Genomic DNA, 25,191 nt, shown 5'->3' on the forward strand with positions numbered 1-25,191 from the left:
GCCCGGAAGAAACCGGGAATGTCGGGGGCGCGGCGCCCGGGCGGTCCAGGCAGTGGCCGGGCGCCGCTGCTGAAGCCGGAGACGGTCACCGAGTTCGCGCGGGTCCACAACCGCGGTACGGACCAGGTCACGGGCAACGAAGACGTCCTGGGCTTCGAGGAGCTGAGCGGCCGCTACCCCTACCTCGCCCGGACGTCTTCGGGCACGGCGGCGCGACGGGCTCGCTCCGCTCCGCGGACCCGGGCAGCGGCGTGGCCGATGCGTACACGCGCCGCCGCTTCGGCTTCCCGTCGGGTTTCGGAGCGGGCCCGGAGAACCACCGCCCGGCCGAGGCCGTGGTGCGGGCGGTCACCGGGCGGTAGGCGCCGGGCACCCCAGCCGGCCCATCAGCAGGCACCAGGCGGATCCCGCCGGTCCGGACTCCGATCGAGGGGCCAACGGCACCTCATACGCGGCGCACCGTATCCTCCCACCACCACCTTCGGGAGGGCACGATGGACCAGGTGTCATCGCCGCCGACGCGGGTTCCAGCGACCCCGGCCCGTACTACCTCGGTGCGGGGGAATCCTTCACGGACCGGACGGCCGTCAAGCGCGACCTGGAACGGATGATCGCCGCCGGGCGGAGGCTCGGGATCCCTGTGGTCATCGGGTCCGCGGGCGGCGCCGGCGCGGCGCCGCATCTGACGTGGTTGCGCGACATCGTCGACGAGATCGCCACCGAACGCGCCCTCCGCCTGCGCGTCGCGGTGATCCCCGCCGACATCGACCACGACACCGTCCTGCGGGCCTTGCAGGCCGGCCGGATCAGCGCGGTGCCGCGCGGCCCGGAGCTCACCGCCGAGGATGTCCGGGCCAGCGTGCATCTGGTCGCACAGATGGGCACGGCGCCCCTCGTCGCCGCTCTGCGCAACGGCGCCGATGTGGTCCTCGCCGGGCGTGCCTACGACCCGGCGGTCTTCGCCGCGCTGCCGCTGCTGCACGGCTTCGACGAGGGACTGGCGCTGCACATGAGCAAGATCCTGGAGTGCGCCGCCATCGCCGCGTTGCCCGGCAGCGGGAGCGACTGCATGCTCGGCACGCTGCGCCGGGACCACTTCGTCCTCGAACCCCTGGATCCGGCTCGCCGATGCACCCCTACGTCCGTGGCCGCGCACACCCTCTACGAGAAGAGCGACCCCTCCCGCCTGCCTGGTCCCGGCGGATACCTGGACCTCAGCGGCTGCGTCTTCACACCGGAGGACGACGGGCGCAGCGTCCGAGTCTCCGGCTCCCGCCACGTCGCTCAGCCCTTCGCCGTCAAGCTCGAAGGCGCCCGGCTGCGCGGATACCGCACCGTGTCGGTGGCCGGTGCACGGGACCCGGTCTTCATCCGTGAGATCGGCTCCATCGTCCAGGGCGTACGGGACCGAGTGGCGGACAACTTCCCCGACATCCCGGCCGACAGCTATGAGCTGCTCGTCCGCGTCTATGGTGCCGACGGCTGCATGGGCGCCCTCGAGCCCGCACCCCAGGCGGCCGGCCACGAGGTCGGCATCGTCATCGAGGCGGTCGCCGACAGCCAGGACCTCGCCGACACGCTCTGCGGCTTCGCCCGCTCCACGATGCTGCACTTCGGCTACCCCGGGCGCCTGTCCACCGCCGGCAACCTGGCCTTCCCCTACTCGCCGTCCGACTTCCACGCCGGTGCGGTCTACGAGTGGAGCGTCTACCACCTGATGGAGAACGACGACCCGCTCGCCTTGTTCCCGATCAGCTATCTCGACTACCCGGAGCAGCCCGGGTACGCCGATCGCCGCGCCCGCACGGGAGACCTGTCGTGACCGCCCCGTTGACCGAACTCGCCGACGTCATCCGCAGCAAGAACGCCGGACCGTACGAGATCACCATCGACATCATCTTCACCGCCCAGGACCAGTACGACCTGGTCAAGCGGCAGCGGGCCATCAACCGGGACATGGTGGCCGAGCTCTACCGGATGCCCGTCGACGACGTCAGCGAGCCGATCTTCTACGATCCGGCGAGGGCCGTGAAGATCAATCTCCGCCGCCCCCTGGTCTCCGGGAACGTCGGCGAACGCGACGTCTACGGGGCGCAGCAGCACGGGCCGTTGCTGACGGTGCGCCTGCCCACCCCGTAGAGGGCGGACCGCAGCCGCAGGCCCTCAGCCCTCAACACCCCACCTGTACAGGGGAAATGCGCACCCCACAGCCACCTCCCCCCTGGGCCCCCTCAGTCGCGGCCGCGGGCTCGTCGGAAGCGGGCGAGGCCGTCGGACAGGTCCACGATGGGGTCCGGGTAGTCGTACCCGGCGCGTGTGGGGGGTTTGAGCTTCCACGGTTCGTGAACGGCGCGGCCTTCGAGGCCGGCGAGTTCCGGCACCCAGCGGCGGACGTAGATCCCGTCCGGGTCGTACCGCTTGGCCTGTGTCACCGGGTTGAGGACGCGGTGGGGACGCGTGTCCGTGCCCGTTCCGGCCACCCACTGCCAGTTGAGCTGGTTGTTGACGATGTCCCCGTCGACCAGCAGCTGCAGGAAGTGGCGGGCTCCGACACGCCAGTCGACGTAGAGCGTCTTGGTGAGGAAGCTCGCGGTCAGCAGGCGCCCGCGGTTGTGCATCCAGCCCTCCGTCAGCAGCTGACGCATCGCGGCGTCGACGACGGGGTAGCCGGTGCGTCCCTCCTTCCACGCCGCGATCTCGTCCGCGGCCGACTCCTCGGACCGCCAGTGGTCGTGCCGGGTGCGGTAGTCGGCGGTGGCGGCGTCGGGCCGGGCGGCGGCCACCTGGTGGTGGAAGTCCCGCCAGGCAAGTTGCCGCACGAATGCCTGGCTTCCCGGGCCGCCGGCCCGGCGTGCCCGGTGGACGACTTCGAGCGGCGAGAGGGAGCCGAAGTGCAGGTGCGCCGAGAGGCGGGAGGTGGCGTCACCGGCCAGGTCGTCGTGGCGGTCCTCGTAGTCCGCGAGCCCACTGCGCAGCCACGCCGTGAGCCGCTTGCGGCCCGCTTTCTCCCCGCCGGTGGCCAGTTTCTGTGACACACCGGACACCGTGCGGCGGCTGGGGAGTTCGTCCGATGCCATGCCTTGGGGGACACGTACCGCCCGGGGCGCGCCGAGCACATCGCGCAGCCGTTGCCGGGCCCAGTGGCGGAAGTACGGCGTGAAGACGGCGAAGTGGTCCGAGGCCTGTGGGGTGACGGCGCCCGGGGCGACCACGGTGATCACGGTGTCGTGGACGCGCAGGCGACGTCCCTGCGATTCCAGGGCCTTCCGCAGCCGCTCCTCGCGCCGGCAGGCATAGCCCGTGACGCCGGCGGCCATGTGCACCTCCCCCGCGTCCGCCTCGGCGACCACCGCGCACACCTGGTCGACGACATCACCGTGCCGGACGACGAGGTGCCCACCGCGTTCGCGCAGGCCCGCGTCGAGGTCCGCCAGGCAGTCCACCAGAAACGCCAGCCGGTTGGGCACGGCGAAGCCCGTGGCGTCGATGCGGTCGTCGCGTACGAACAGCGGGACCAACGCATCCGAGGTGCGGAGTGCCGCGCGCAGCGGCGGATGGTCGTGCAGCCGCAGGTCGGAGGTGAACAGGACGACCGAGACGTTCATTGCGCCACTCCTGGACGGGGACGGGCTGAGGTGGTGCGCCGTGTGGTGCCGCCGTCCTGTCCGGCGGCCGGGGTGGTCAACTCGGCCCCGTGGGCGGTCTCTTGCCGGTCGGACCGCCCTTGGCGGCGGCCCGTGCCACATTGCGTGCCATGCCGCCGAAGACCACCGCGTGAAACGGTGAGACACTCCACCAGTAGGCGTGTCCCAGCAGTCCGCGCGGATGGAACAGCGCCCGCTGACGGTAGCGGCTGCGGTTGCTCCCGTCCGACTCCGCAGACATCTCCAGCCAGGCCACTCCAGGCAGCCGCATCTCGGCGCGCAGCCGCAGCAGACGGCCCGGCTCGATCTCCTCCACACGCCAGAAGTCGAGTGAGTCGCCCACCCTGAGCCGATCGGGGACGCGGCGGCCGCGGCGCAGTCCCACCCCGCCCGCCAGGCGGTCGAGCCAGCCGCGCACCGCCCAGGCGAGCGGGAAGGAGTACCACCCGTTCTCACCGCCGATGCTCTCGATCACCCGCCACAACGCCTCCCGGGATGCCTCGACGGGCAGTTCCCGCCGGTCGGTGTAGAGGCTGCCGCCGGCCCAGTCCGGGTCGGTGGGCAGCGGGTCGCTGGGGGCACCGGGCACCGACGCCGAGGACCACCTGGTGGCGACCTGGGCTTCCCGGATCCGCTCCAGTGCCAAGGAGACCGCGGTGGAGAAATCCAGCGGGGCTCCCGGCGGGGAGGGCACCCAGGTCGTGATGTCGTCTTCGCGGCAGACCACTTCGTACCGCAGCGACTCGACCAGCGGGCGGGCGATGGCCCACGGTACGGGGGTGACCAGCCCCACCCAGTAGCTGGAGAGCCGGGGCGTCAGCACCGGCACCGGAATGATCGCCCGGGGCGGGAGCCCGGCGATCGCCGCGTACCGGCGCATCATCTCCCGGTACGTCAGGACGTCCGGACCGCCGATGTCGAAGGCACGGTTCACCTCAGGCGGCATGTGCGCGCTCCCCACGAGAGTCCGCAGCACGTCGCGTACGGCGATCGGCTGGATGCGGGTGTGCACCCAGCTGGGGGTCACCATCACCGGAAGGCGCTCGGTCAGGTACCGGAGCATCTCGAAGGAGGCCGAACCGGAACCGATGATGACCGCGGCGCGCAGCACCGTCGTGGGCACCCCCGAGGCCAGCAGAAGCCGGGCGACCTCGGCGCGCGACCGCAGGTGCGGTGAGAGCCGTTCCTCGGGCACCCCCGCCGGCGTGAGCGCGCCCAGGAACACGATGCGCCGGACGCCCGCGGCGCGCGCCTGCTCACCAAAAATCCGGGCGGCCCGCCGGTCCCTCTCCTCGAAGCCGCGCCCGGTGCCCATCGCGTGCACCAGGTAGTAGGCGACGTCGATCCCGCGCATGGCCGCGCGGACCGACCCGGCATCGCCGACATCGCCCCGGACAACCTCGGCGCTTCCCGCCCAGGGGTGGTCGCGCAGTGTGCCGGGGGAACGGGCCAGGCAGCGCACCCGGTGCCCCTCGGCCAGCAGCTCCGGGACCAGGCGCCCGCCGATGTAGCCCGTGGCGCCGGTCACCAGGCAGCTCAGGCCTCGCGCAGCGTTCCCGTCCATAGCCGCCTCCGTCTGTCACCGGACCGGACCCTCGCCCCGGGGATCCGCTCTTGAAGACCCGGGGGGATCCGCTCTTGATGATCGGATGGATATGCGGCGACGGCGCCCATTTCGCACGGCACGTCGCCCAGGCCGTTCGCTGTGGGCCTTCTGGGCAAGCCCTGGTACTCCCCGTGGAGCACACCGGCCTCGCCCTCAGCCGGATCAGCTCGTCGGACGGTGGAAGTGAGGGGAAGTGAGTGGAAGTGAATCGGTGAGTTCGGCGGGAAGCCGATGCGCGGGTACACAGGCACCCGGCGGCGGTCGCGTGCAGGGTGGCGCCGGTCACCCGATGCCCACTTCCACACTGGCGATCACCACGCACGATAGGGGGACGCACGCCCCCGAGACGCTCTCGACCAGCCCGGCGTTGATCGCCCGGTAAGCGTTTGTTGATTGCCTTCACGGACTCTTCGGCAGTCGATAAACGGGGACGAGAAGAGGAACACGGTGACGGTGCACGCCTCCGACCCGCTCAGTCGGGCCGGAGTCGTCAGTCACTTACAGCACCAGCCCACCGTCGAGATCGTCCAGGACCTGAGCGGGGCGGCGGCCAGGGAACGGGCGGAACAAGCGGAGCGCGGGAGAGAGAAGGAAGGCGGTGGGGAGGCGGTCGGCGCCGTGGCGGTCATGCTCATCGACCGGTTCGACGAGATCGCCACGGCCGAGCTGAGACGGCTCGTACGGGGTGGTGAGCAGCGCGTGGTGCTGATCGCCCGAGATCTGCGCGAGCCGGAGTTGATGGCGGTCGTCGAGTACGGCGTACGGGCCATACTCTGGCGTCATCAGGCCACCCCGCAGCGCCTGTTGCGGGCAGTGCAGAGCGCGGCGCGCGACGAGGGCGACCTGCCGCCGGACCTGATCAGCAGGCTGCTCACACAGGTGGGGCGGCTGCGGCGGTCGGCAGTGACCTCCGCCTCCGTCGCCTTCGTACCGACGCTCGGAATGGCGCCGCGCGAGGTCGATGTGCTGCGGCTGGTCGCCGAGGGGCTGGACACCCGGCAGATCTCCGAGAAGCTCGCCTACTCCGAACGCACTGTCAAGAACGTCCTGCACGCCCTGATGACGCGGCTGCAACTGCACAACCGCGCGCACGCCGTCGCGTACGCGCTGCGAGAGGGATACCTCTGATGGGGACGGAAGCAGGCACGGACGCGGGAGCGACAGCGGTCATGGATACGGGTGCGGGAGCAGTCCGGGATACGAGTGCGGGAGCAGTCCCGGAGACGGGTGCGACGGCAGATGGGGAAGCAGTGACGGAGTCGGCGGAGGCGCTGCGGGCGGCGGGTCAGCGGGCGGGGGAACGGGCGTGATTCACGAGGTCGATGAGGCGATGCGGTGTGTGCTGCGCGGCGGGGTTCTGCCGGACGGCACCGGGGACGTCGCGTTCGAGGCGCCGACCCGCGACTGGGCTGCGCGGCACACCGCACCCGCGCTCAATGCGTATCTCTACGACATACGCGAGGAGGTCGCCCGCCGCGAGCGCGGGGCGATCGCGGAGCGGGACGCCGGTGGTGTGGTCGTGCGCAGACATCAGCCGCCGCGTTGGTTCCGGCTGTCCTACCTGGTCACGGCGTGGACGACACGCCCGGAGGACGAACACCGACTGCTGTCGGCCGCGCTGGGTTGCCTGCTCTCGCACGAGATCCTGCCGGCCGCCGCGTTGCCGGACGCGCTCCGCGCGCTGGAGGTGAGCATCCCGCTCACGGTTGCGGTGCCGCCCGCCGAGTCTCGCTCGATCGCCGACATCTGGTCAGCGCTCGGCGGCGAACTCAAACCGTCCCTGGACGTGGTCATCACCGTGCCGTTCCCGGTCTCGCCCTCCTACGAGGTGGCACCTCCGGTCACGGAGGGTGCGGTCACGGTCGTCCGCGAACTCGACGGCATCCCCGGCGACTCCCGACCGCGGATGCACCGGTCCGTTCCGGGTGGCTCGCCGTCCGCAACGGCCGGCGAGGCGGAACGGTGACTGGCACGGCGGTGAACGAGAGCGCGAGCGGCGCACTGCTCAACCGACTGGCGGGGCTGCGCGAGCGGGTGGCCGGGCTCGTCGAGCGGCGCAGCGCCGACGATCCGACGGCTTCGGACCCGCTGCGCGGGCTGTATGTGACTCCGGAGACAGCCAGACGGCTGGCCGCGCAATCGCCGGCCCAGGGCGTGGGCGAGGCGTATACGGGCGAGGCGGATGACGAGGCATCGGACCCATCGGACAGATCAGATCCATCGGACAGATGGGATAGACCAGCCGCGCTCGCCGGGCGGTTCGGGCTGTCGGCCTTGGACATGCATATCCTCCTGGCCGCGCTCGCGCCCGATGTGGACCGGGGCTTCGAGCCGCTGTACGGCTACCTCAACGACGATGTCGGGCGGCGCCGTGCCACGGTCGCGCTGGCTCTGGACCTCGCGGGTACCGGCCCCTACTCCCCCGCTGCCCGCGCCCGATTCCACCCCGCCGCGCCGCTGCTGTCCGGTGGGCTGCTCGTCCTCGAGGACGAGGACCGGCCGCTGCCGGGACGTGCGCTGCGGGTGCCGGAGCGGGTGGTGGCCCATCTGCTGGGGGACGATGGCCTGGATCCCGGACTCAGCGGGAGTGAGGTGGAGTTGCTTTCGGCGGGAGAGCGGGCCGCCGACCGTACGGGGAGCGATGCCGGTGCCGAGGTCCGGGCGTTTGCCGGGCGGCTCGCCGTGCTCGCGAGTGAGCGGCCGATAGCCGTACATCTGCGGGAGCGCCGGCCCGGTACCGTCGCCGAAGCGGTGACCGACGGGCTGCGGAGCGCCGGCCTGTCCGTGCTGCGGTATCGGCCGGACGGCCACGGTGGTGACGCCGCGGGGCTCACGGGTGCGCTGCTGCGGGAGGCACGGCTGCGGCGGGCCGCGGTCGTCGTGGGGCCGCTGCCGGAGCGGCCCGACGGCCTCGTCAGGTCGCTGGCGGGCGGGGACGTGCCGGTGGTCTTCTTCGGAAGCGAGCCGTACGACCCTGGCTGGGCCCCGGATTCGCGGCTGTTCGCGCTGGATGCGCCGGACGTCGGGACGGCGGCGGTTGAGGTCTGGAGCGCCGAACTCGGCGCCTTGGCCGACGGCTTCGACCTCGGCGCAGCCGTGGCGCCGTACCGGCTGGGAGCCGCTCAGATCCGACGGGCGGCCCGTGCGGCCGCCGCCCTCGCCGCCTTCGACGGGACGCCGCTGACCGCCGCCCATGTCCAGCACAGCGCGCGCCGGCAGTCCGCGCCGCTGCTGGACCGGCACGCCCGGCGCGTACGGCCCGCCGTCGGCTTCGACGGGCTCGTCCTGCCGCCCGGACCACTGGCGCTGCTGCACGAACTGGTGCAGCGGGCTCGGCATCGGGAGAAGGTGCTGGGCGAGTGGCGGCTGCGTACCGGCGGTGGGCGCGGCAGGGGCGTGGTGGCCCTGTTCGCCGGGGAATCCGGTACCGGAAAGACCCTCTCGGCCGAGGTCGTGGCCGGGGAACTGGGTCTGGATCTCTATGTGGTGGAGCTGTCGGCGGTGGTGGACAAATACATCGGGGAGACGGAGAAGAATCTGGAGCGGATCTTCTCCGAGGCCGACCGCACGGACGCCGTGCTGCTCTTCGACGAGGCCGACGCCGTCTTCGGCAGACGCTCGGAGGTCAAGAGCTCGCACGACCGGTACGCGAACCTGGAGAGCGCGTATCTGCTGCAGCGGCTGGAGGCGTTCGACGGGATCGCCGTACTGACCACCAATCTGCGGGCCAACATCGATGATGCGTTCACCCGGCGGCTGGATCTGGTGGTCGACTTCCCCTTCCCGAACGCCGGGCAGCGGACCGCACTGTGGCATTCCTGCCTTGCGGACACGCCCTGCACGGATGACCTGGAACTCGACGTCTGCGCGAAGGAGTTCGAGCTGTCCGGCGGGGCGATCCGGTCGGCCGCGGTGACCGCGGGGTATCTCGCGGCGGGGCGTGGCGGGCCGGTGACGGCGGCGGATGTACGGGCCGGGGCGCGCCGCGAGTACCGCAAGATGGGGCGGCTGGTGCCGGACGCGTCACCGTTGTGGGAGTGAACCTCCTGGTGTGGCCCGGGGCCGGTCGGCTTTCGTCGACCGGCCCCGGTCGGCTTCACGGCCCTTCGGCGATCTTCCAGTCCTGCACGTCGTTGGGCCCGTCGGAGCACTTCCAGGACAGCGCGCCCTTGTCGTTCTGTGTGTCGGTCAGGCATTCCTGGTTGCGCATGTTGACGATGCGAGTGCGGCCGTCGCCCGCGTCCACCAGCCGCCACTTCTGCTGAGGCGGCAGCTGACCCGACTTGAGTTGTTCGGGGTCGGCCTTCCAGAGCTCGACCTCGTTGGTGTTCTCCTTCAGCTGGACAACGCTGCCCGGGGCGCTGCCCGACTCCAGGGCAACCGTGTTGTCCTCGGGGTAGTGGTGGATGGTCCACCACTGGTTGCGGCCGAACTGGTCATCCGTCCACTGGGCGCTCTGGCCGATCTGCGTACCGTCCGCCTGACTGCCCCCGTTGGCCTGGAGGTACCAGCCACCATTGGCGTGGGACCGGATGGTCTGCGCCTTCGGGCCCTCCTCCTTGTCGCCACCTCCGTCGGGCTCCTCCGAGGGCTTCTCCGAGGGCTTCTCCGAGGGCTTCTCCTCCGGAGGCTTGGACGGCGGCGGCGGTGCGGGCGGCTTCTCGCCCTTGTCCGGGAGCTTGTGGGCCTGGCCGGCCTTCTCCCGCGCGCTCGTCGACACCTTGGGCGCGGCTGTGAACCACAGCGCCACGAAGGCCAGCGCCGCCGCGACCAGCAGCGAGCACACCACCATCGCCCAGCGCGGCAGCACGGACGGCTGGATGTAGGTGCCGCGCAGTTCGTTCGGCTCCGCAACTCCGGCGCGCAGCACGGAGACGGTGAAGGGGTGTTTGTTGGTGCCGCCGATCCAGCTGACCGCTCCGGGGCGGACGGTGAGCTGTACGAAGGCGGCGCGGCCCGGCGCGACCTGGACCGAGGTCGGCTCGGGCTCGACGGTGAGGGCGTCGCCGTTCTCGCGGCCGGAGAGGGAGACCGTCAGTGGCTGGTTGCCGAGGTTGTCGACGGCGACCGCCGCTTTGGCGCGCCATCGGCCGCGTACGGCTAAAGGAACGAGTTCACAGCGGAGTTCGGCGAACGGCCCTACCGAGACCTGCCCCTCGACGACATCGCGGATCTCGGGATGCTCGGCCGGCTCGACGCGTATCCCGAAGGGAGTCGGACCGGCCACGGCGTCCGGCGTACGCGGGGGCGCGAAAACAACCTGCGCCGTGCCCTCGGCCCCGGGATACAGCCGCAGCACCGCCGGCTCCACCCGTGTCCAGTCCGCTGCGTCGCCGACCGGCCGCAGCCGGTACTCCTCGACGGTGTCACCCGTGTTGCGTACCCGCAGCCTTACGCTCGCTACGGAACCGGGGTCGACGGTGATCGCGGCCGGTTCCAGTGAAGTCCACATGCTCACCCGGGCAGTCAACCGGTGGTGCCGGGCCCGGGTCAGCGTCCGTAAGGGCAAAGCCGGGGGCAGAACCAGATGTCCGTACGGCTCCCTACGCCCCGTCCCTTACGGCTCCGTGCGCACCCTTGAGGCTCCTTACGGCTCCCCGAGACTACCGCGGCTGACGTCCCGGCCGCCCCGGCTCCTTCACGCTCCCGCCGACCAGCGCGAGCAGCGGCCCCTCTGACCACCTCTGGGGTGGTTCCCCGAGAGAGGGTGTCGTCCACCTTCCGTTCGGTGGCGGGGGCCTGCTCAGCGCGTCCCAGCACGGGCGCCGCGCAAGGCGGAACCGCCGCTGCGTCTGCCGCCGGTGTCCGTCCCGCAGCAGCGCACAGCCGGCCTGGTGCCGGACCGGCGAGGGCGGGCCCTTGCGTCCCACCTCACGCGTCTCAGGCAGCACTTCGGTGATGACCTTCCGGGCTGCCTCCGCCACCCGCACGCTCTTCCGTAGCGCGCGCTCTACCCGTCCTTGCGTCTCGGTGCCGTGGTGCGGGGCCCCGAGCAGGCGCAGGGCGCGCGCCGCGGTCATGTCGTCGCCGTGCCCCCGGGCGCTGTCCGCGGCGCGGCGAACGAGTGGTTCGAGGTCGTGGTGGCGCGCGGTGCCGCTGAGCGCATGCGACCACGCGGTGAGGAGGTCCACGGCCGGGCCCAGCAGACCGGGCGCCGTGTCCAGGACCCGCTCCACGGTCGCGTACAGCCGCGTGTGCGCGAGGTGCAGCCACTCGTGCGCGGCGTCGGCATCGGCGAGCGTACTGCCTGGGGAGTCCGGGCGGCGCATCAGCCGGGGCAGGACGCGTTGCGGCCTGACCAGTCGCACCGCGGTCAGGACGGTGGCCAGCACATGGTCGAGGAAGCGGTGCTGCGCCGCCGCCCGCTCCCATGGGCTGTCGTGCCGCTCGCCCAGCCGACGCGCGAAGAGCCCGACCAGATCGTGGTAGCGGTAGCGGCCGTCGCCGTGCAGTTCCACGAGCCCGGCATCGACCAGTGTCTCGACCGCCGCCTCCGCCTCGTCGTCGGTGGTGTCCAGCAGCGCGGCCGCGGCGCCCCGGCAGAACGTCGGCATGCCGCACAGGGCGAAGGCCCGGAAGGCGTGGGCGAGGCCGGGACCGAGCGCCTCGTATGCGGTCCGGAAGGTCGCCTCCACTCCCAGGTCGCCCACCCGCAGCTCGTCCAGCCGCTGCCCCTCGTCGCTCAGCCGGGCCACGAGGTCGGCCATGGCCCGGCCCGGCCGGGACGCCAGGCGGGCGGCGGCGATACGCACGGCGAGCGGCAGCCCGCCGCAGGCGGCGACCAGTACGCGCGCGGCATCGGGCTCGGCGGCCACCCGCTCCGCTCCCACGATCGCGCCGAGCATCCCCAGCGCCTCTGCTTCGTCCATCACCTCCACCTCGACACGGTGGGCACCGGGTAGCGCGAGCGTCCGCGCGCGGCTGGTGACCAGCACTGCGCACCCCGGTGCCCCGGGCAGCAGGGGCCGCACCTGTGCACTGTCGCGGGCATTGTCGAGGACTACCAGCACCCTTCGGCCGGCGAGCAGCGAGCGGTACAGGGCGGCCTGCTGCTCCAGCCCCTCCGGAACGGCGGTCTCCGCGACGCCGAGGGAGCGCAGGAAGCGCGTCAGAACGGCGCTGGTGTCGGCGGGGGTCAGGTCGGTGCCCTGCAGATCCACAGACAGCTGCCCGTCGGGGAAGTGGGTCCGTACGGTGTGCGCGACATGCACGGCCAGCGCCGTCTTGCCGACCCCGCCCAGCCCGCTGAGCGTGGCCACCACCGGTGCCCGTCCGCTCGCCGCCCCGCTCAGCGCCTCCGCCAGATGTGCGACGGCCTGCGCACGCCCCGCGAAATCGGCCATGTCGGGCGGGAGCTGAGCCGGTACGGGCACTGGTGGGCCGGTACGCGAGGCGCCCCCAGTGGGGCGGGGCAGGCCGCTACGGCTGTCATCCGTGCGGCCATGGCCGGGACGGGCCCGGTCACCGGCCGGGCCGGAACCGGGCCGCCCAGGCCTACGGCCTGGCCCAGACCCATGGCTCAGCGCCCCCTCGCGCAACTCTTGGTACAGCGCGCGGAGTTCGTCGCCCGGCTCGGCGCCGAGCTCGGCGGCGAGGGTGCGGCGGGTGGCCGCGTAGACCGCGAGGGCCTCCGCCCGGCGGCCCTCGCGGTGCAGCGCGAGCATCAGCAGGGCCTGGGCTCGTTCGCGCAACGGATGCTCGGCGGCGAAGGCGCGCAGTGCGGCGATCGAGTGGGCCGCCGAATCGGCATGCCGTCCCAACTGCGCCACACAGTCGAAGAGCTCCTCCTGAGCGGTGACCCACAGTTCGGTGAGGCGGTCACGCTGCCGCTGTGCGTAGGGTCCGGGAAGCCCGGCCAGCGCGACTCCCTCCGGCAGCGCCAGCGCAGTCCTCAGCTGCTCGTACGCGCCCGCGGTGTCGCCCTCCTCCCGTAACCGGCGCGCAGTGACCAGCCGCTCCTCGAACCGGGCCGCATCCAGCGCCTCGACGGGCGCCCGCAGTGCGTAGCCGCCTCCCGACGACACCAGCAGGCGCGCGGGCCGCCGGGGCTTTCGGTCCGGCTCCAACAGGCCGCGCAGTCGCGAGACATACGTCCGCAGGGTGCCCACCGCCCGCCGCGGCGGCCGCTCGCCCCACAGCGCGTCCACCAACTGCGGTACGGATACGGGCCGGCCCGCGTGCAGAAGCAGCACCGCCAGCATGGCGCGCTGCTGCGGCGGGCCGAGATGCAGCGGGCGGTCTCCTGTCCAGGCCCGCACCGGGCCGAGCACCTGGAACCGCAGCCGGTCCTCCCGGTCCGGGCTGCTCGCCTCCGCCGCGCTCTCCGTATCGTCCACGTCGCCGCGCACTGTCCGCTCGCTCCCCGCTCCCGTGCCTGTCTCGTCCTGCGACCCCACCCCTTTGGACCAGCACGAATGTGCCGCTTGTACCAAACGTAACTCAGCGCACGGACACCGATTCCCCCGGACCTATCCGAGAACGTCCGATATCGGCCCACTATGTGCTCCCCCGCCTTCTCCGGCCACCAGGGCCTCTCTCCAGTGCTCGCCGGTGTCGCCGGTGTTCGGCAGGGCAACCGCCCTGCCCCTTCGGCCCCCCTTCCGCCTCTGGATGTGCCCCCCGTTGCGGCCGAAAATCGGCAGCGGGGCCCCCGGCAGAGCAGAGACCAACGAGCCCCTCCGCCCCCGTCAGCCCTGCCCGACGCACCAGTCCCTCGACGCGGTCATCCACGCCCAGAACCCGACCTACGCGGCGCGCGCGGCACCCCCAGGTGACCTAACGGGCAGCGCTCTCTGCCCCCGACGGCGCCCGTTCGTCTCTACAGCCGAGCCCGTCCACGGGGCAGGGTCGAGAGCGTAGGGCGCAGTAACAGCGGCAGTGGTCAGCAGTGGCAACGGGGGAGGAACGGCATGCGGGCAGAGGATCGGCAGCCCGGCTCGGGGAGTGATCGCTTGAGGGCGGCGCGCGCCGTCCGTACGGCGTCCGCCCCCGCTTCCGACGCGATCCGCCAGGCAGCGTCCGGCGAGGCGGAGCACCTCACCCCGGAGGCAGCCGCGGCTCTCCAACGGGCCGTGGGCAACGCAGCGTTTTCGGCGGCCATGGCCGCCCAGGAGCAGCACCGGCACGGCCCGGCCTGCGGCCACACCGCGCCTGCGTCCGTACAGCGCTCGGCCGTCCAGGACGTACTGCGCACCCCCGGCCGGCCCCTGGACGAGCCGGTCCGCGCGGACATGGAGTCCCGGCTCGGCGCCGACTTCTCCGACGTGCGCGTCCACACGGACGCCGCCGCCCACGAGTCGGCCACCTCGGTCAACGCCCATGCGTATACGTCCGGTTCGCACATCGTCTTCCAGCGCGGCCGATACGACGCCTCCTCCGCCGCGGGCCGCCACATGCTGGCCCATGAGCTCACCCACGTCATCCAGCAGCGGAGCGGCCCGGTCGCGGGGACGGACCTCGGCGACGGGACGAAGGTGAGCGATCCGTCCGACCGCTTCGAGCGGGAGGCGGAGGCGCATGCGAGCCGGGCACTGTCCGGTCCCGCCTCCCACGGCGAGCCCGCGCCGCGCAGCGCCGCCGCCGCGAGCCCCGGCACCGGCCACACCGTGCAGCGGAGCTCCGGGCCCGCCCCGATGGACGTGGACGAGGAACCCGGCGCCGCGCACATGGACATGGACTCGCACATGGACATGGACGTGGACATGGACGTGGACATGGACACGAGCGCGCCGGCCACGGTGGACAAGGCCCAGGTTGCCACGCTCAAGAAGGCGCTGCTGGAAAAGTTCCGGCGCGGCCAGCCGAATGCGCTCGGCGACCTCCGGCAGTACCTCAAGGCGACCCTCACCAGCGCCCGGCGGGACGGACTCCGAGGGCGCAAGCTGTCGGAGACCGACTGGAGCACCATCCGCGATCTCTATTACGACGACCCGCAGCCGCAGGACAGCGGCGAGTACACCTGGGCGGTCGCGGACTGGGCACAGGTACGGGCCGAGGTGGAGGCCGTCTACGAATTCCTGAGCAGCAAGCCCGGATTCGCCGACGGCGGCGGCCTGATGGTCAAGCGGAGCGACAAGCAGTGGCTGCTGCACAAACCCGCCCTGGGCGACGCCCAACAGACCGGCGTCTCCGAGGAACTGCGCACCTCTCGCCATTACGCGTCCCCGGAAATCAAACCGGCTTCCGGCGACGCCACGCCCGGCGGTGTGTTCCTGGCCGACGGCACGGAACTCAAGAAGGGAACCACCTACGCCTTCGACTCGCCCGGCGGCACCCACCACCGCGTCATTACGTACGCGAAGGACATGCCGGAGATGGAAGAACTGGTGCTTCCTCCCTCGGTGCTGGATCTCGAGAGCAAACCCGCGCGCGGATCGCTGGAACGGTTCACGACCGCCACGAAGAGCACCGGGCCCATTACGGTCGACAAGGCACTGCTCGAAAAGTGGGGCGGCGGCGAGCGAAGCGGCTGGAAGCCCGATCAGAACGCGGCGATGAGCGGAACTTCCGCCAGGAACGCGGCTGTTGCCAGCGGTATGCGCGACGGCGAATGGCAGTGGTTGCATCTCCTGGCCTTCACCTTCGGTGGACACGACGGCAAACAGCCCAATCACCCGGACAATCTCGCCGCCGGGCTGGCCGCCGCGAACGGCCATCACCTCGTGCTGGAGAACCTGGTCAAGAAGATGGTCCTGGACGCCGGAATCCCCCAGGTGCGGCTCACGGCGACGGCCCACATGCTCACGAACACCTATCACGTCTGCTCCTCCCTCGACTATGTCCTGCAATGGGAGAAAGACGGCCAAAGCCATCAGGACACCTTCCACATCAACGCTCTCAACCCGCAGAAATCCATGGGCGGGCAGCTGGAACTGCTCTACAAGCTGTATGTGCTCCATCACCCGTGAGCGGCGCCACAGCATGCACCTGCCAGGCGCATCCGACGCCTTGGAAAAGAACCGATCCTCCTGAGGAGTAATGACCGTGCCCACCTATCTGTCCCCCGGCGTCTACGTCGAGGAAGTCGCCAGCGGATCGCGGCCCATTGAAGGGGTCGGGACGTCGGTGGCAGCCTTCGTCGGCCTGGCGCCCACCGGCCCGCTCAATGAGCCGACGCTGGTGACGAACTGGTCCCAGTACGTGGCCGCCTTCGGCGAATTCACGGACGGGTATTACCTCGCGCACTCTGTTTACGGGTTTTTCAACAACGGCGGAACGGCCGCGTATGTCGTGCGGGTCGGCGGATCCGGCGACGGAGAAACGCAGGCCGCCGTGGCCGCGGAGGCGCCCAGGGCGCTGACGGCCGGGGAGCCGACCACGCTCGGGGCCTTCAAGGTCTCGGCGATCGCGGCTGCTTCCGACCAGGGCGGGGCGCTCACCGTCGAGGTGCAGGACGTCGAGGGCGAGGGCAGCGCCGACCGGTTCAAGCTGCTCGTCAAGGACGGCGACAGGGTCGTCGAGACGTTCGACGTCAGCGCGAAGAAGAGCTCGCGGAATTATGTCGTCGCACAGGTGAAGCAGCGGTCGAAGGCGATTGCCGTCGAAGAGGCCGCCCCGGCCGGGCAGGTGGCCAAGCCGGACGCACAGAGCGTCACATTGGCCCCGCCCACCCCGGCGCCCGCGCCCCCCGCGGGGAACGGCGCGGGCCGGCGGCTCGCCTCCGGCCAGTTCATCGGCGACTCCGCCGACCGCACCGGCTTCGGCGGCCTGGAAGCGCTCGACGAGGTCAATATGGTCGCGGTGCCCGACCTGATGGCCGCCTACCAGCAGGGTCTGGTCGACCTGGAGCAGGTCAAGGCCGTCCAGCTGGGCCTGGTCGCGCACTGCGAGCTGATGGGCGACCGGATGGCGGTCCTGGACCCGCCACCGGGCCTCAACGCGCGCGACATCCGCAAGTGGCGCCAGGAGGTTGCGGGCTACGACTCCCGCTACGCCGCGCTCTACTACCCGTGGATCAAGGCGTTCGACCCGGCCACGGGCCAGACCCGCACCATCCCGCCGTCCGGCCACATGGCCGGCGTGTGGGCCCGCAACGACTCCGAGCGTGGCGTCCACAAGGCCCCGGCCAATGAAATCGTCCGCGGCGCGGTCGACCTGGAGCTGCAGATCACCCGCGGTGAGCAGGATCTGCTCAACCCCATCGGTGTGAACTGCATCCGGGCCTTCCCCGGACGCGGAATCCGGGTGTGGGGCGCGCGGACCATGGCTTCCGATCCGGCCTGGCGCTACCTGAACGTACGGCGCTATTTCAACTACCTGGAGGAGTCGATTCTCATCGGCACCCAGTGGGTGGTGTTCGAGCCGAACGACGAGGCGCTGTGGGCCCGTATCCGGCGCAATATCTCGGCGTTCCTGGTGAACGAGTGGCGCTCGGGCGCCTTGTTCGGGCAGCGGCCCGAGGACGCGTTCTATGTGAAATGTGACGCGGAGACCAACCCGGTCGAGTCGGTCGACCTGGGGCGGGTCGTGTGCGAGATCGGCATCGCTCCCGTCAAGCCCGCCGAGTTCGTGGTCTTCCGGCTGGCCCAGTTCTCCGGCGGCGGTGGGGAGTTGGAGGAGTAGCAGTCGTAGCCGGGCGCTATCGCGCCCCTTATCCGCCCGCTCACCCATCACGAAATCCCTTTCCCCAACAGGAGTGAACCACCTTGTCCCTTCAGCCCGGTGATGCCCTCACCTCACACAATTTCGGCCTGCAGATCGACGGCGTGATGGTCGAGTATCTGCAGGAGGTCAGTGGTCTGACCATGGAGCAGGACGTCATCGAGTACCAGCAGGTCTCGGCGGACGGAAAGCCCGTCGTGAAGAAGATGCCCGGCACGAAGAAGGCCGGCGAATGTACGGTGACGCGTGGTATGACGCAGAGCGGTGCGTTCAGCGAGTGGATCAACAAGTCCATTGCGGGCGATATGGGTTCGGCCCGTAAGAACGCCACGATCATGATGATGGACTACCAGAACAACCCCGTGAAGCGTTACAACATGCGCAATGCCTGGTGCAGCAAGGTGGAGACCAGCGGGGTCAAGGCGGGCGACGCCGCCGCGCTTACCGAGCAGGTCACCATCGTCTTCGAAGAGCTGGTCATCGAGTAATGCGGCGCGACGGCCCGGCGGGGGCACAACAGCAACGCGAGGCCTTGCGTACGGAATTCGAGTTCGAGTTGCCCCGCGGATTCGTGGACGAGTCCGGGACCGTCCACCGCAACGGCGCGATGCGGCTCGCGACGGCACGGGACGAACTGATCCCGCTGCGCGATGTGCGCGTGCGCGAGAACCCGGCGTATCTGTCGGTCGTGCTGCTGGGCCGGGTCATCACCCGGCTCGGGACGCTCGCCTCCGTGCACGACGGGACGGTGGAGAACATGTTCGCCTCCGACCTGGCCTTTCTGCAGGACTTCTACCGGCAGATCAATGCGGAGGGGCATACGCGGGCCGCGGTGTCCTGTCCACATTGCGAGGAGTCCTTCGAAGTGGAGCTGGCCGGGAGCCGCCTGGGGGAATCGTGACGTACGCGACCGGGCGCATCGAGGAGGAAGTCGCCTATCTCGCCTACCACTTCCACTGGGGCATCGACGACATCCTCGACCTCGAACATGCCGACCGGCGCGCGTACGTGTCACAGATCGCCGCCCTGGTGGAGCGGGCTGAAGGGAAGCAGTGACGGAGGATGGGGTTGTTCAGGTGGCGGCGGGGGTCGCGGGGTGCGCAGCGTGCGCCGGGTACTCAGGGTGCGCAGGGGCCTGAGGCCGGGACGGCTGCGGATGCTTCTGCCGGGCGCACGGATGGCGGTGACGGTGGCGGTTGGTCCGCCGTGCCCCCCATCCAGCGGGTCCTGGGGGCGCCCCGCACGGTCGCGGAGGCCGGCTTCGCCGCGTCGCTGAGCGCTCATCGCAACCCCTCCTTCGGAGGGGAGTTGGGGCATGACGTACGCGCCTCGGCACCCGCTGGTGTGCTGCGCGATGCGCTGGTGCCCGTCGCGGGCCACCCCTCCGACCTCGCCCTACCGGCTCTGCGGCTTCCGGTCGCGGGGCGGGCGGATGAGGCGGCGGCCGGGAGCGCGGGGACGGCTCCCGGGTTCGCCGGCATGCCGGGCGTGGGTGCGGGACGAGGCGCGGGCGCGGGACAAGGCGCGGTGCAGGGCGTCGGGGTGCGTTCCGGACCTCAGGCCGTGCCCGGGGGTGGGGCACGTACGAGGGCCCGGGATGGGGCACGTATGAGGACCCGGGATGAGGCACGTACGGAGACCCAGGGTGCGGCACGTACCGAGGCCCGGGGTGGCGCACGTGCAGCGACCCAAGGTGCGGCACGTCCAGGGACCCAGGGTGGGGCCGCCGTACAGCGGGTGGCATCGGCCGGGGCGCCACGGACCCCGACGACTGCCACGCGTGCTCCTCGTCAACCGGCTTCCGGTGGCGAGATGTCGTCCGCGACCCCGCGGAACGACGCGCTGAGCGCAGCGTCGGACATGCCGCCGAGCACGCCTCCGGTCGCCTCCGGCCCCCCCGGGCCCGTACTCGAGGGTGCCGGAGGGGCGGATGGGGGTGGCGCCGCCGTGCCCGGTACCCAGGGCGTGCCCAGCGCCACGGCGCTGCCCAGTGGCGAGACCGCTCCCGGTGGCGAGACCGCTCCCGGTGGCGAGACCGCTCCCGGTGGCAAAGGTGAGGCCGCTCGCTCCGCGTCGAGTGGGGCGAGGTCTGCCGTCCTCCCCTCAGCCATGCCAGTAACCGTGGCCGTACCCATGCCCGTACGGAAGGCCGTCGGCGCGCGGTCCCCGCTCACCTCGGCGGGCAACGTCGCGATGCCGCCGCGCCGACTGCGGACCACCACCTCGTCGCGTACGGGGAGCAGCGGTACCGCCCCCGCCCCTCCCTCCGCCAGCACACCCCTGCAACGCACCACAGCACCAGCGCCCACCACGGAGCCGGAAGCGGCATCCCCTGCCTCTCCCCCCTCACCCCACACCCCTGCCGCCGAACCGGCGGGCGAGGTGGCGGGTGAGGTGGCGGCACCGGACCACGCCGCCGTACGACCAGGCATTACCCAACATCCCCTACAGCGGCGGGCCGTTGACCCACACCAGCCCCTCCCTCCGCACCGGAGCAACGCGCCGGAAGCCGCCCTGAGCGCGGACGCGGCACACGGTGTCGGCCCGGCGCCGAGCAGTGACTCGCCCCACTCGCCCCCGCCGACTCCAGGCACAGCGCCAAGCGCAGGCCCTGCCCCGAACCCACGACCGGTCTCGCAGACGTCCTCGCGCGAGAGCACGCCCCCACACGCGGACGCCGAAGCCGACGCCGGCGATCACGCGGCCCCGAGCCCGGTCGTGAGCAACGGCGACCGGACGCGCCCGCCGGTCCAGCGAGCAGTGGGACAACAAGCCGCCCGTCGGCCCGCACGGCGGGCCGCAGGAACAAGAGGCCAGCGCCTGGGACTTGGCGCTCCGCTGCTCCCGAGTGCGGAGACCGGTGAACGGGTCAAGGACGTTGCGGCCGACGTTCCGCCGGTCCGGCCTCCGGCCGACGACGGCCGTACGCCGGGCCGTGGAGAGCCCTCGCACCCCGCGGTCCAGCGGAAACCACTGATCGGCGCCCCCGTCGAGCCCACCGCGATCCGTCGCCAGCCCGCTGCCCCGGCGCCTACACCTACACCTACACCTACACCGGCCCCATCACCGGCCCCGACCCCGATCCCGACCTCGCCCCTGGCGCCAACCGCGGCCCCGGCCGAGCCCACGGCTCCAGTCCCAGACTCGGCCCCGACGCCGGCCCCGGTGCAGCGTTCCGCGATGCCGACCAAACGCCCCGCCTCCATAGGGCCGTCGACGACAACACGCCCATCGGCGAGCCCTACATCAGAGAGCCATACGCCGGAACCCCGTACACCGGAGCCCCCTGCCCCGGAACCCGTTACACCGGAATCCCACCCCCGGGAAGCCCACCCACGGGAAGCCCATGCGCCGTCCAGCCGAATGCTGACGACCAGCACCCCCGCTCCGCCCGCCGCCCGCCGAACGCCGCTCGCGTCGGCGCGGGCGCTGGACCCCGCTGCCCGGCGACGGCCCACCGGGCAGCGGGCGGCGGAGTCCGTCGGCCCCGAAGCGGTGCAGCGATCGAACGGCCAGACCGCACGCGCCGTCCCCCTGCGCTCCGTGGTGGGCACGGCTCGCACATCGGGACCGGCACCCCAACCAGGGGGTGTCCCAGCCGTACCCCTGCAGAAACCGGCACCGGCACGGACACCGAGCCACTCGCTCACCCCGTCTCGTACGGTCCGGACCGCACCGGCCGTCCGCAGCATGCCCATGGTGCAGCGTGCACCCACCACTCCCAGGACTCCAGCCCTGGCCCCTCCCCCGCCCCCGGCTCCGACCTCTCAGCGCCTCGCGCCAACCGCCCTTCCCGGACCGTCACCGTCGGCCACACCACCCGGCCCCCCTCGGGCAGGAACGCCCCGGCCGATCCAGCGCACCCCCAGCCCCTCCACAGCCGCCACCACACCACCAACCCCCGCAAAGGCCACCCCGACCACCCCAGCCACCCCCACCGACCGCACCGATCCCACCAACACCACTGACCCCACCGACCCCGCCGCCCTGGACGCCCTCGCCCGTCGGCTGGTAGCCCCCCTGTCCCGGCTGCTCCGTGCCGAGCTGCGGGGCGACCGCGAGCGCATCGGCCGACTACGCGATCACGGCCGCTGACCCGCACCCGCCCCGGCCCACACCCTCCGCACCCGCCCGACCACCACCGCACCCGAAAGACCAGCCACCATGCCCCAGGCCCAGGACCCCGGCTCCACCGTCTTCTTCAAGCTGACCATCGACGGCCAGGACCTCGGCCTGTTCAACGGCTGCGACGGCCTGGCCTCCGAGGTGGAGGTGGAACAGCGGCACGAGGGCGGCAACAACGGCTTTGTCTGGCAGTTGCCCACCCGCGTGACGTTCTCCACGATCCGTCTCACCCGCCCGCTCACCACCGACACCGCCCGCGTGGCCGCCTGGATCTCGTCCCTGGCCACCGGCATCAGCAGGCCCACCGCCCAGATCGCCGCTCTCCGTGCCGACGGCTCGGTCGTCGCGCAGTGGGGGCTGGTGGAGGTGCTGCCCGTGCGCTGGCAGGGGCCCAGTCTGGACCCGTCCAGTCCAGGCGTGGCGACCGAGACGCTGGAGATCGCGCACCACGGGTTCACCGACGCGGGAGGTGCCTGAGGTGGCCGCGCCGACCGGCGGGAAGGCGGGCGCGAGCCTCGTACGGGCCGCGCTCGCGATCCACCAGCCGCCCACCGATCTCGGCGGCTCCATCGGTGGCCGCATCGGCGAGGTGGAGTTCCAGTTCAACCCGACCCAATTGCAACTCGGGCGGGAGGCGGAGTGGCACACCCAGGCCGCGGTCGCCTATATGCGGGGCGCACCGCCCAAGTTCACCGGCACCCGGCCCGCCACGCTCCAGCTGGAGGTGTTCCTGGACGCCTCCGGCACCCCGAATTCCGGCAAGGTGCAGAAGCAGATCGAACTGCTGCTGTCCTGCTGCGAGGTGACGGCACAGAGCGCCCATTCCAAGCGTCCGTCGCCGCCTTGGGTGCGGTTTTCCTGGGGGTCGTTCAACACGGTGCAGTTCGTGGCGTACGTGACGAGCGTCAGCGCCACATACACCCTCTTCAACCCCACCGGCGAGCCGATCCGCGCCACCTGCACGCTGTCCCTCACCGAGGTGGCCATGCCCACCAAGGGGCAGAACCCCACCTCCGGCGCGCTCTCCGCGCGCCGTATCCACCGCACGGTCGCGGGTGATTCGCTCGCCTCGCTGGCCTGGCGGGAGTACGGGGACGCGACCCGCTGGCGTCTGATCGCCGAGGCGAACGAGATCGACGATCCGATGCGGCTTCGGCCCGGCACGGAGCTGCTGCTGCCCGCCGCAGACGAAGACCCTCCCGAAGGCCATCCCCCGAGCCTTCCCCCGCACCGTCCCACAACCCCCGAGGCCGCCCGATGACCAGCGAGAACATCCGATGAGTGACAAGACGTACACCAGCGTCCTGCACGCCGAGATCGGCGGTGCGCCGCTGCCCGACAAGCTCGCCGCCCTCCTCGTCGAAGGCTGGGTGGACGCGAGCGTCAATGTGCCGTCCGCCTTCCAGCTCACCTTCAGCGACACGGGTTCGGACATCGTCAGGACCTTCCCGCAGATCAAGGTCGGCGCGAAGGCGGTGCTGTCGCCCTTCACGGACGGGCAGCGCGGCACGCCCATGCTGACCGGCGAGGTCACCGCTCTCGAAGTGGACGCGGACGCGAGCGGCAAATCGCTGGTCGTCCGGGGATACGACTCGGGGCACCGGCTGCTGCGCAACCGCCGCGTCGCGGGCTACCCCCACATGACCGCGAGCGACATCGTGCGCCGTCTCGCCGGTCTCAACAAGCTCTCCCTCGGCAAGGTGGAGGCCACCCGCACCGTCTACGAGCTGGCCACCCAGCCCAACATCACCGACTGGGACTTCCTGACCCGCCTCGCCCAGGAGAACGACGTCCACCTCTCCTTCGACCCGCAGGGCAAGCTGCAGTTCGGCAGGCTCGCCCCGGCCGCGTCCGCGCCCGCCGACACCACACCGTCCGCGCAGAGCCCGTACGTCCTGGAGTTCGGCCACAACGCGCTGCACAGCCGGATCGCGGTCACCGCCGCCGGGCAGGTCGACAAGGCGGGCGCGCGCGGCTGGGACATGCGGGCCAAGCGTGCGCTGTCCGCGCAGTCCCCTGCCACGACGAGCAAGGACATCGTCGCCGACCTTTCGCCCGCGGCGCTCAGCAAGCCCTTCGGGAGGGCCGAACTGTCCGCTACGGACACCCCGTTCACCACCCAGGCCCAGGTCACTCATGCCGCTCGCGCACTCGCCGACGACGTGGCGGGCTCCTTCGCGGAGCTCGAGGTGGCGGTCACCGGCAATCCGCAGCTGAAGCCGGGCCAACCCGTCGCGCTCAAGGGCGCCGGATTCCCCTTCGAGGGGAAGTACACCGCGACGGGCGTCCGCCATGTCTTCGAGTCCGGGCGGCAGTTCACCACCTGGCTGACCGTCTCGGGACGGCAGTTCCGGTCGCTGTACGGGCTCGCGTCCGGCGGCGCGGACCCGGCGCCGCCGATGCCGGGCGTGGTCATGGCGCTGGTCAGCAATGCCAAGGACCCGCTGAAGCTGGGCCGGGTCAGGCTGCGCTTCCCCTGGCTGTCGGACACGTACGAAAGCGACTGGTGCCGGGTCGCGCAACTGGGCGGGGTGCGGGGCGGCGGGCTGATCCTGCCCGAGGTCGGCGACGAGGTGCTGTGCGCCTTCGACCGGGGCTCGCTGGAGCATCCGTACGTACTCGCCGGGCTGTACAACGGCATCGACAAGCCGACGCCCAGCACGGAGGGGCTGCAGCCGGTGGACCCGACCAGCGGCCGGGTCAACTGGCGCTCCCTCGCCTCGCGCAGCGGTCACACCGTCGAGCTCGTCGACGCCAAGTCCCGGATGAAGAGCGGCATCAGGCTGCAGACCGGCAACGGCAAGCTCACCGTCCACATGGACGAGACACGCACCCAGGTCACCATCCGCAGCGACGGCTCCGTCTCCATCACAGGCACCCGGAACGTAAGCATCAAGGCGGGCGGCAATCTGTCGCTCACCGCGGGGGGTTCGCTGACGATGAGCGCCGGCGGGGCGGTCGACATCAAGGCAGGCGCGAAGTTCGGCGTCGCGGCGGGTGCCGTGGCGGATATCAACGCGACCGGCGCCATCAGCCTCAAGTCGGCCGGTGCGGTCGCCGTCAACTCGGTCGGCGCGGTCTCCGTCAGCGCGGTCGGCGCGGTAGCCGTCAACGCGGGCGCCGCGGCGGCCATCAACTCGCCGGCCACGGTCACCCTGAACGCACCGGCCGTCCTGCGCAACGGCATCCCCTTCTAGGGGCTGAGGAAGGTGAGGG

The 25,191-nt window shown here is 71.6% G+C and carries 17 protein-coding genes; 13 read left to right on the forward strand and 4 right to left on the reverse strand.

What is annotated here, in order from left to right:
* The first annotated feature begins 598 nt into the window (after nt 1-598).
* Together ADL29_RS29865 and ADL29_RS29870 are read left to right on the forward strand one after the other, a co-directional pair.
* Nucleotides 599-1,822 carry an acyclic terpene utilization AtuA family protein gene (locus tag ADL29_RS29865; protein WP_281181982.1) on the forward strand — a complete coding sequence of 408 codons (1,224 nt, stop codon included), beginning with the start codon at nt 599-601 and terminating at the stop codon, nt 1,820-1,822.
* Nucleotides 1,819-2,139 (forward strand): DUF4387 domain-containing protein, encoded by a 321-nt coding sequence (locus ADL29_RS29870; protein WP_053926671.1) that lies wholly within the window; start codon nt 1,819-1,821, stop codon nt 2,137-2,139. Before ADL29_RS29865 ends, ADL29_RS29870 begins: the two co-directional genes overlap by 4 nt.
* 92 nt (nt 2,140-2,231) lie before the next feature.
* On the opposite strand, the gene ADL29_RS29875 is transcribed toward ADL29_RS29870, so the two are convergent.
* Together ADL29_RS29875 and ADL29_RS29880 are read right to left on the reverse strand one after the other, a co-directional pair.
* Nucleotides 2,232-3,605, reverse strand: coding sequence for a cryptochrome/photolyase family protein (locus ADL29_RS29875; RefSeq protein WP_053926672.1), 1,374 nt, complete (start codon nt 3,603-3,605; stop codon nt 2,232-2,234).
* 76 nt (nt 3,606-3,681) lie between these two features.
* Entirely contained in the window at nt 3,682-5,208 is a 1,527-nt protein-coding gene (locus ADL29_RS29880) for an SDR family oxidoreductase (RefSeq protein ID WP_053926673.1), read from the reverse strand.
* A gap of 489 nt (nt 5,209-5,697) precedes the next feature.
* On the opposite strand from ADL29_RS29880, the gene ADL29_RS29885 reads away from it, so the two are divergent.
* The 3 genes from ADL29_RS29885 to ADL29_RS29895 all read left to right on the forward strand — a co-directional run bounded on the left by ADL29_RS29885 (nt 5,698) and on the right by ADL29_RS29895 (nt 9,291).
* On the forward strand, nt 5,698-6,378 hold the full coding sequence (locus tag ADL29_RS29885) for a helix-turn-helix transcriptional regulator (RefSeq protein WP_211274416.1): 681 nt from the start codon (nt 5,698-5,700) through the stop codon (nt 6,376-6,378).
* Nucleotides 6,379-6,556: 178 nt separating this feature from the next.
* Nucleotides 6,557-7,216 carry a Pvc16 family protein gene (locus tag ADL29_RS29890; protein ID WP_053926674.1) on the forward strand — a complete coding sequence of 220 codons (660 nt, stop codon included), beginning with the start codon at nt 6,557-6,559 and terminating at the stop codon, nt 7,214-7,216.
* Entirely contained in the window at nt 7,213-9,291 is a 2,079-nt protein-coding gene (locus ADL29_RS29895) for an ATP-binding protein (RefSeq protein WP_053926675.1), read from the forward strand. The genes ADL29_RS29890 and ADL29_RS29895 overlap by 4 nt, the downstream gene beginning before the upstream one ends.
* Before the next feature lie 55 nt (nt 9,292-9,346).
* Here ADL29_RS29895 and ADL29_RS29900 read toward each other — a convergent pair whose 3' ends face one another.
* Both ADL29_RS29900 and ADL29_RS29905 read right to left on the reverse strand, forming a co-directional pair.
* Nucleotides 9,347-10,708, reverse strand: a complete 1,362-nt coding sequence (locus ADL29_RS29900) for an RICIN domain-containing protein (protein ID WP_157878608.1) — start codon at nt 10,706-10,708, stop codon at nt 9,347-9,349.
* A gap of 145 nt (nt 10,709-10,853) precedes the next feature.
* Nucleotides 10,854-13,586: an AfsR/SARP family transcriptional regulator gene (locus ADL29_RS29905; RefSeq protein WP_157878609.1), complete on the reverse strand. Its 2,733-nt coding sequence runs from the start codon at nt 13,584-13,586 to the stop codon at nt 10,854-10,856.
* A 615-nt stretch (nt 13,587-14,201) separates the two neighbouring features.
* On the opposite strand from ADL29_RS29905, the gene ADL29_RS46730 reads away from it, so the two are divergent.
* The 8 genes from ADL29_RS46730 (at nt 14,202) to ADL29_RS29940 (ending at nt 25,172) form a co-directional block, all read left to right on the forward strand.
* Nucleotides 14,202-16,157, forward strand: coding sequence for an eCIS core domain-containing protein (locus ADL29_RS46730; RefSeq protein ID WP_053926678.1), 1,956 nt, complete (start codon nt 14,202-14,204; stop codon nt 16,155-16,157).
* 76 nt (nt 16,158-16,233) lie between these two features.
* Nucleotides 16,234-17,811, forward strand: a complete 1,578-nt coding sequence (locus ADL29_RS29915; protein ID WP_053926816.1) for a phage tail sheath family protein — start codon at nt 16,234-16,236, stop codon at nt 17,809-17,811.
* An 83-nt stretch (nt 17,812-17,894) separates the two neighbouring features.
* Complete coding sequence (locus ADL29_RS29920) at nt 17,895-18,338, forward strand: phage tail protein (protein ID WP_018087540.1); 444 nt, start codon at nt 17,895-17,897, stop codon at nt 18,336-18,338.
* Nucleotides 18,338-18,751 (forward strand): hypothetical protein, encoded by a 414-nt coding sequence (locus ADL29_RS29925; RefSeq protein WP_053926679.1) that lies wholly within the window; start codon nt 18,338-18,340, stop codon nt 18,749-18,751. Before ADL29_RS29920 ends, ADL29_RS29925 begins: the two co-directional genes overlap by 1 nt.
* Entirely contained in the window at nt 18,748-18,906 is a 159-nt protein-coding gene (locus ADL29_RS44255) for a DUF6760 family protein (RefSeq protein WP_085927347.1), read from the forward strand. Before ADL29_RS29925 ends, ADL29_RS44255 begins: the two co-directional genes overlap by 4 nt.
* A 3,108-nt stretch (nt 18,907-22,014) precedes the next feature.
* Nucleotides 22,015-22,452 carry a phage tail protein gene (locus tag ADL29_RS29930; protein ID WP_053926680.1) on the forward strand — a complete coding sequence of 146 codons (438 nt, stop codon included), beginning with the start codon at nt 22,015-22,017 and terminating at the stop codon, nt 22,450-22,452.
* Between the two features lies 1 nt (nt 22,453).
* Complete coding sequence (locus ADL29_RS29935; protein ID WP_053926681.1) at nt 22,454-23,236, forward strand: CIS tube protein; 783 nt, start codon at nt 22,454-22,456, stop codon at nt 23,234-23,236.
* 16 nt (nt 23,237-23,252) lie between these two features.
* A complete protein-coding gene (locus ADL29_RS29940; RefSeq protein WP_053926682.1) occupies nt 23,253-25,172 on the forward strand; it encodes a VgrG-related protein in 1,920 nt (639 codons plus the stop codon).
* Nucleotides 25,173-25,191: the final 19 nt, after the last annotated feature.

Origin of the sequence: Streptomyces chattanoogensis (assembly GCF_001294335.1) — a bacterium.
In the GTDB taxonomy this organism is placed as follows: domain Bacteria; phylum Actinomycetota; class Actinomycetes; order Streptomycetales; family Streptomycetaceae; genus Streptomyces; species Streptomyces chattanoogensis.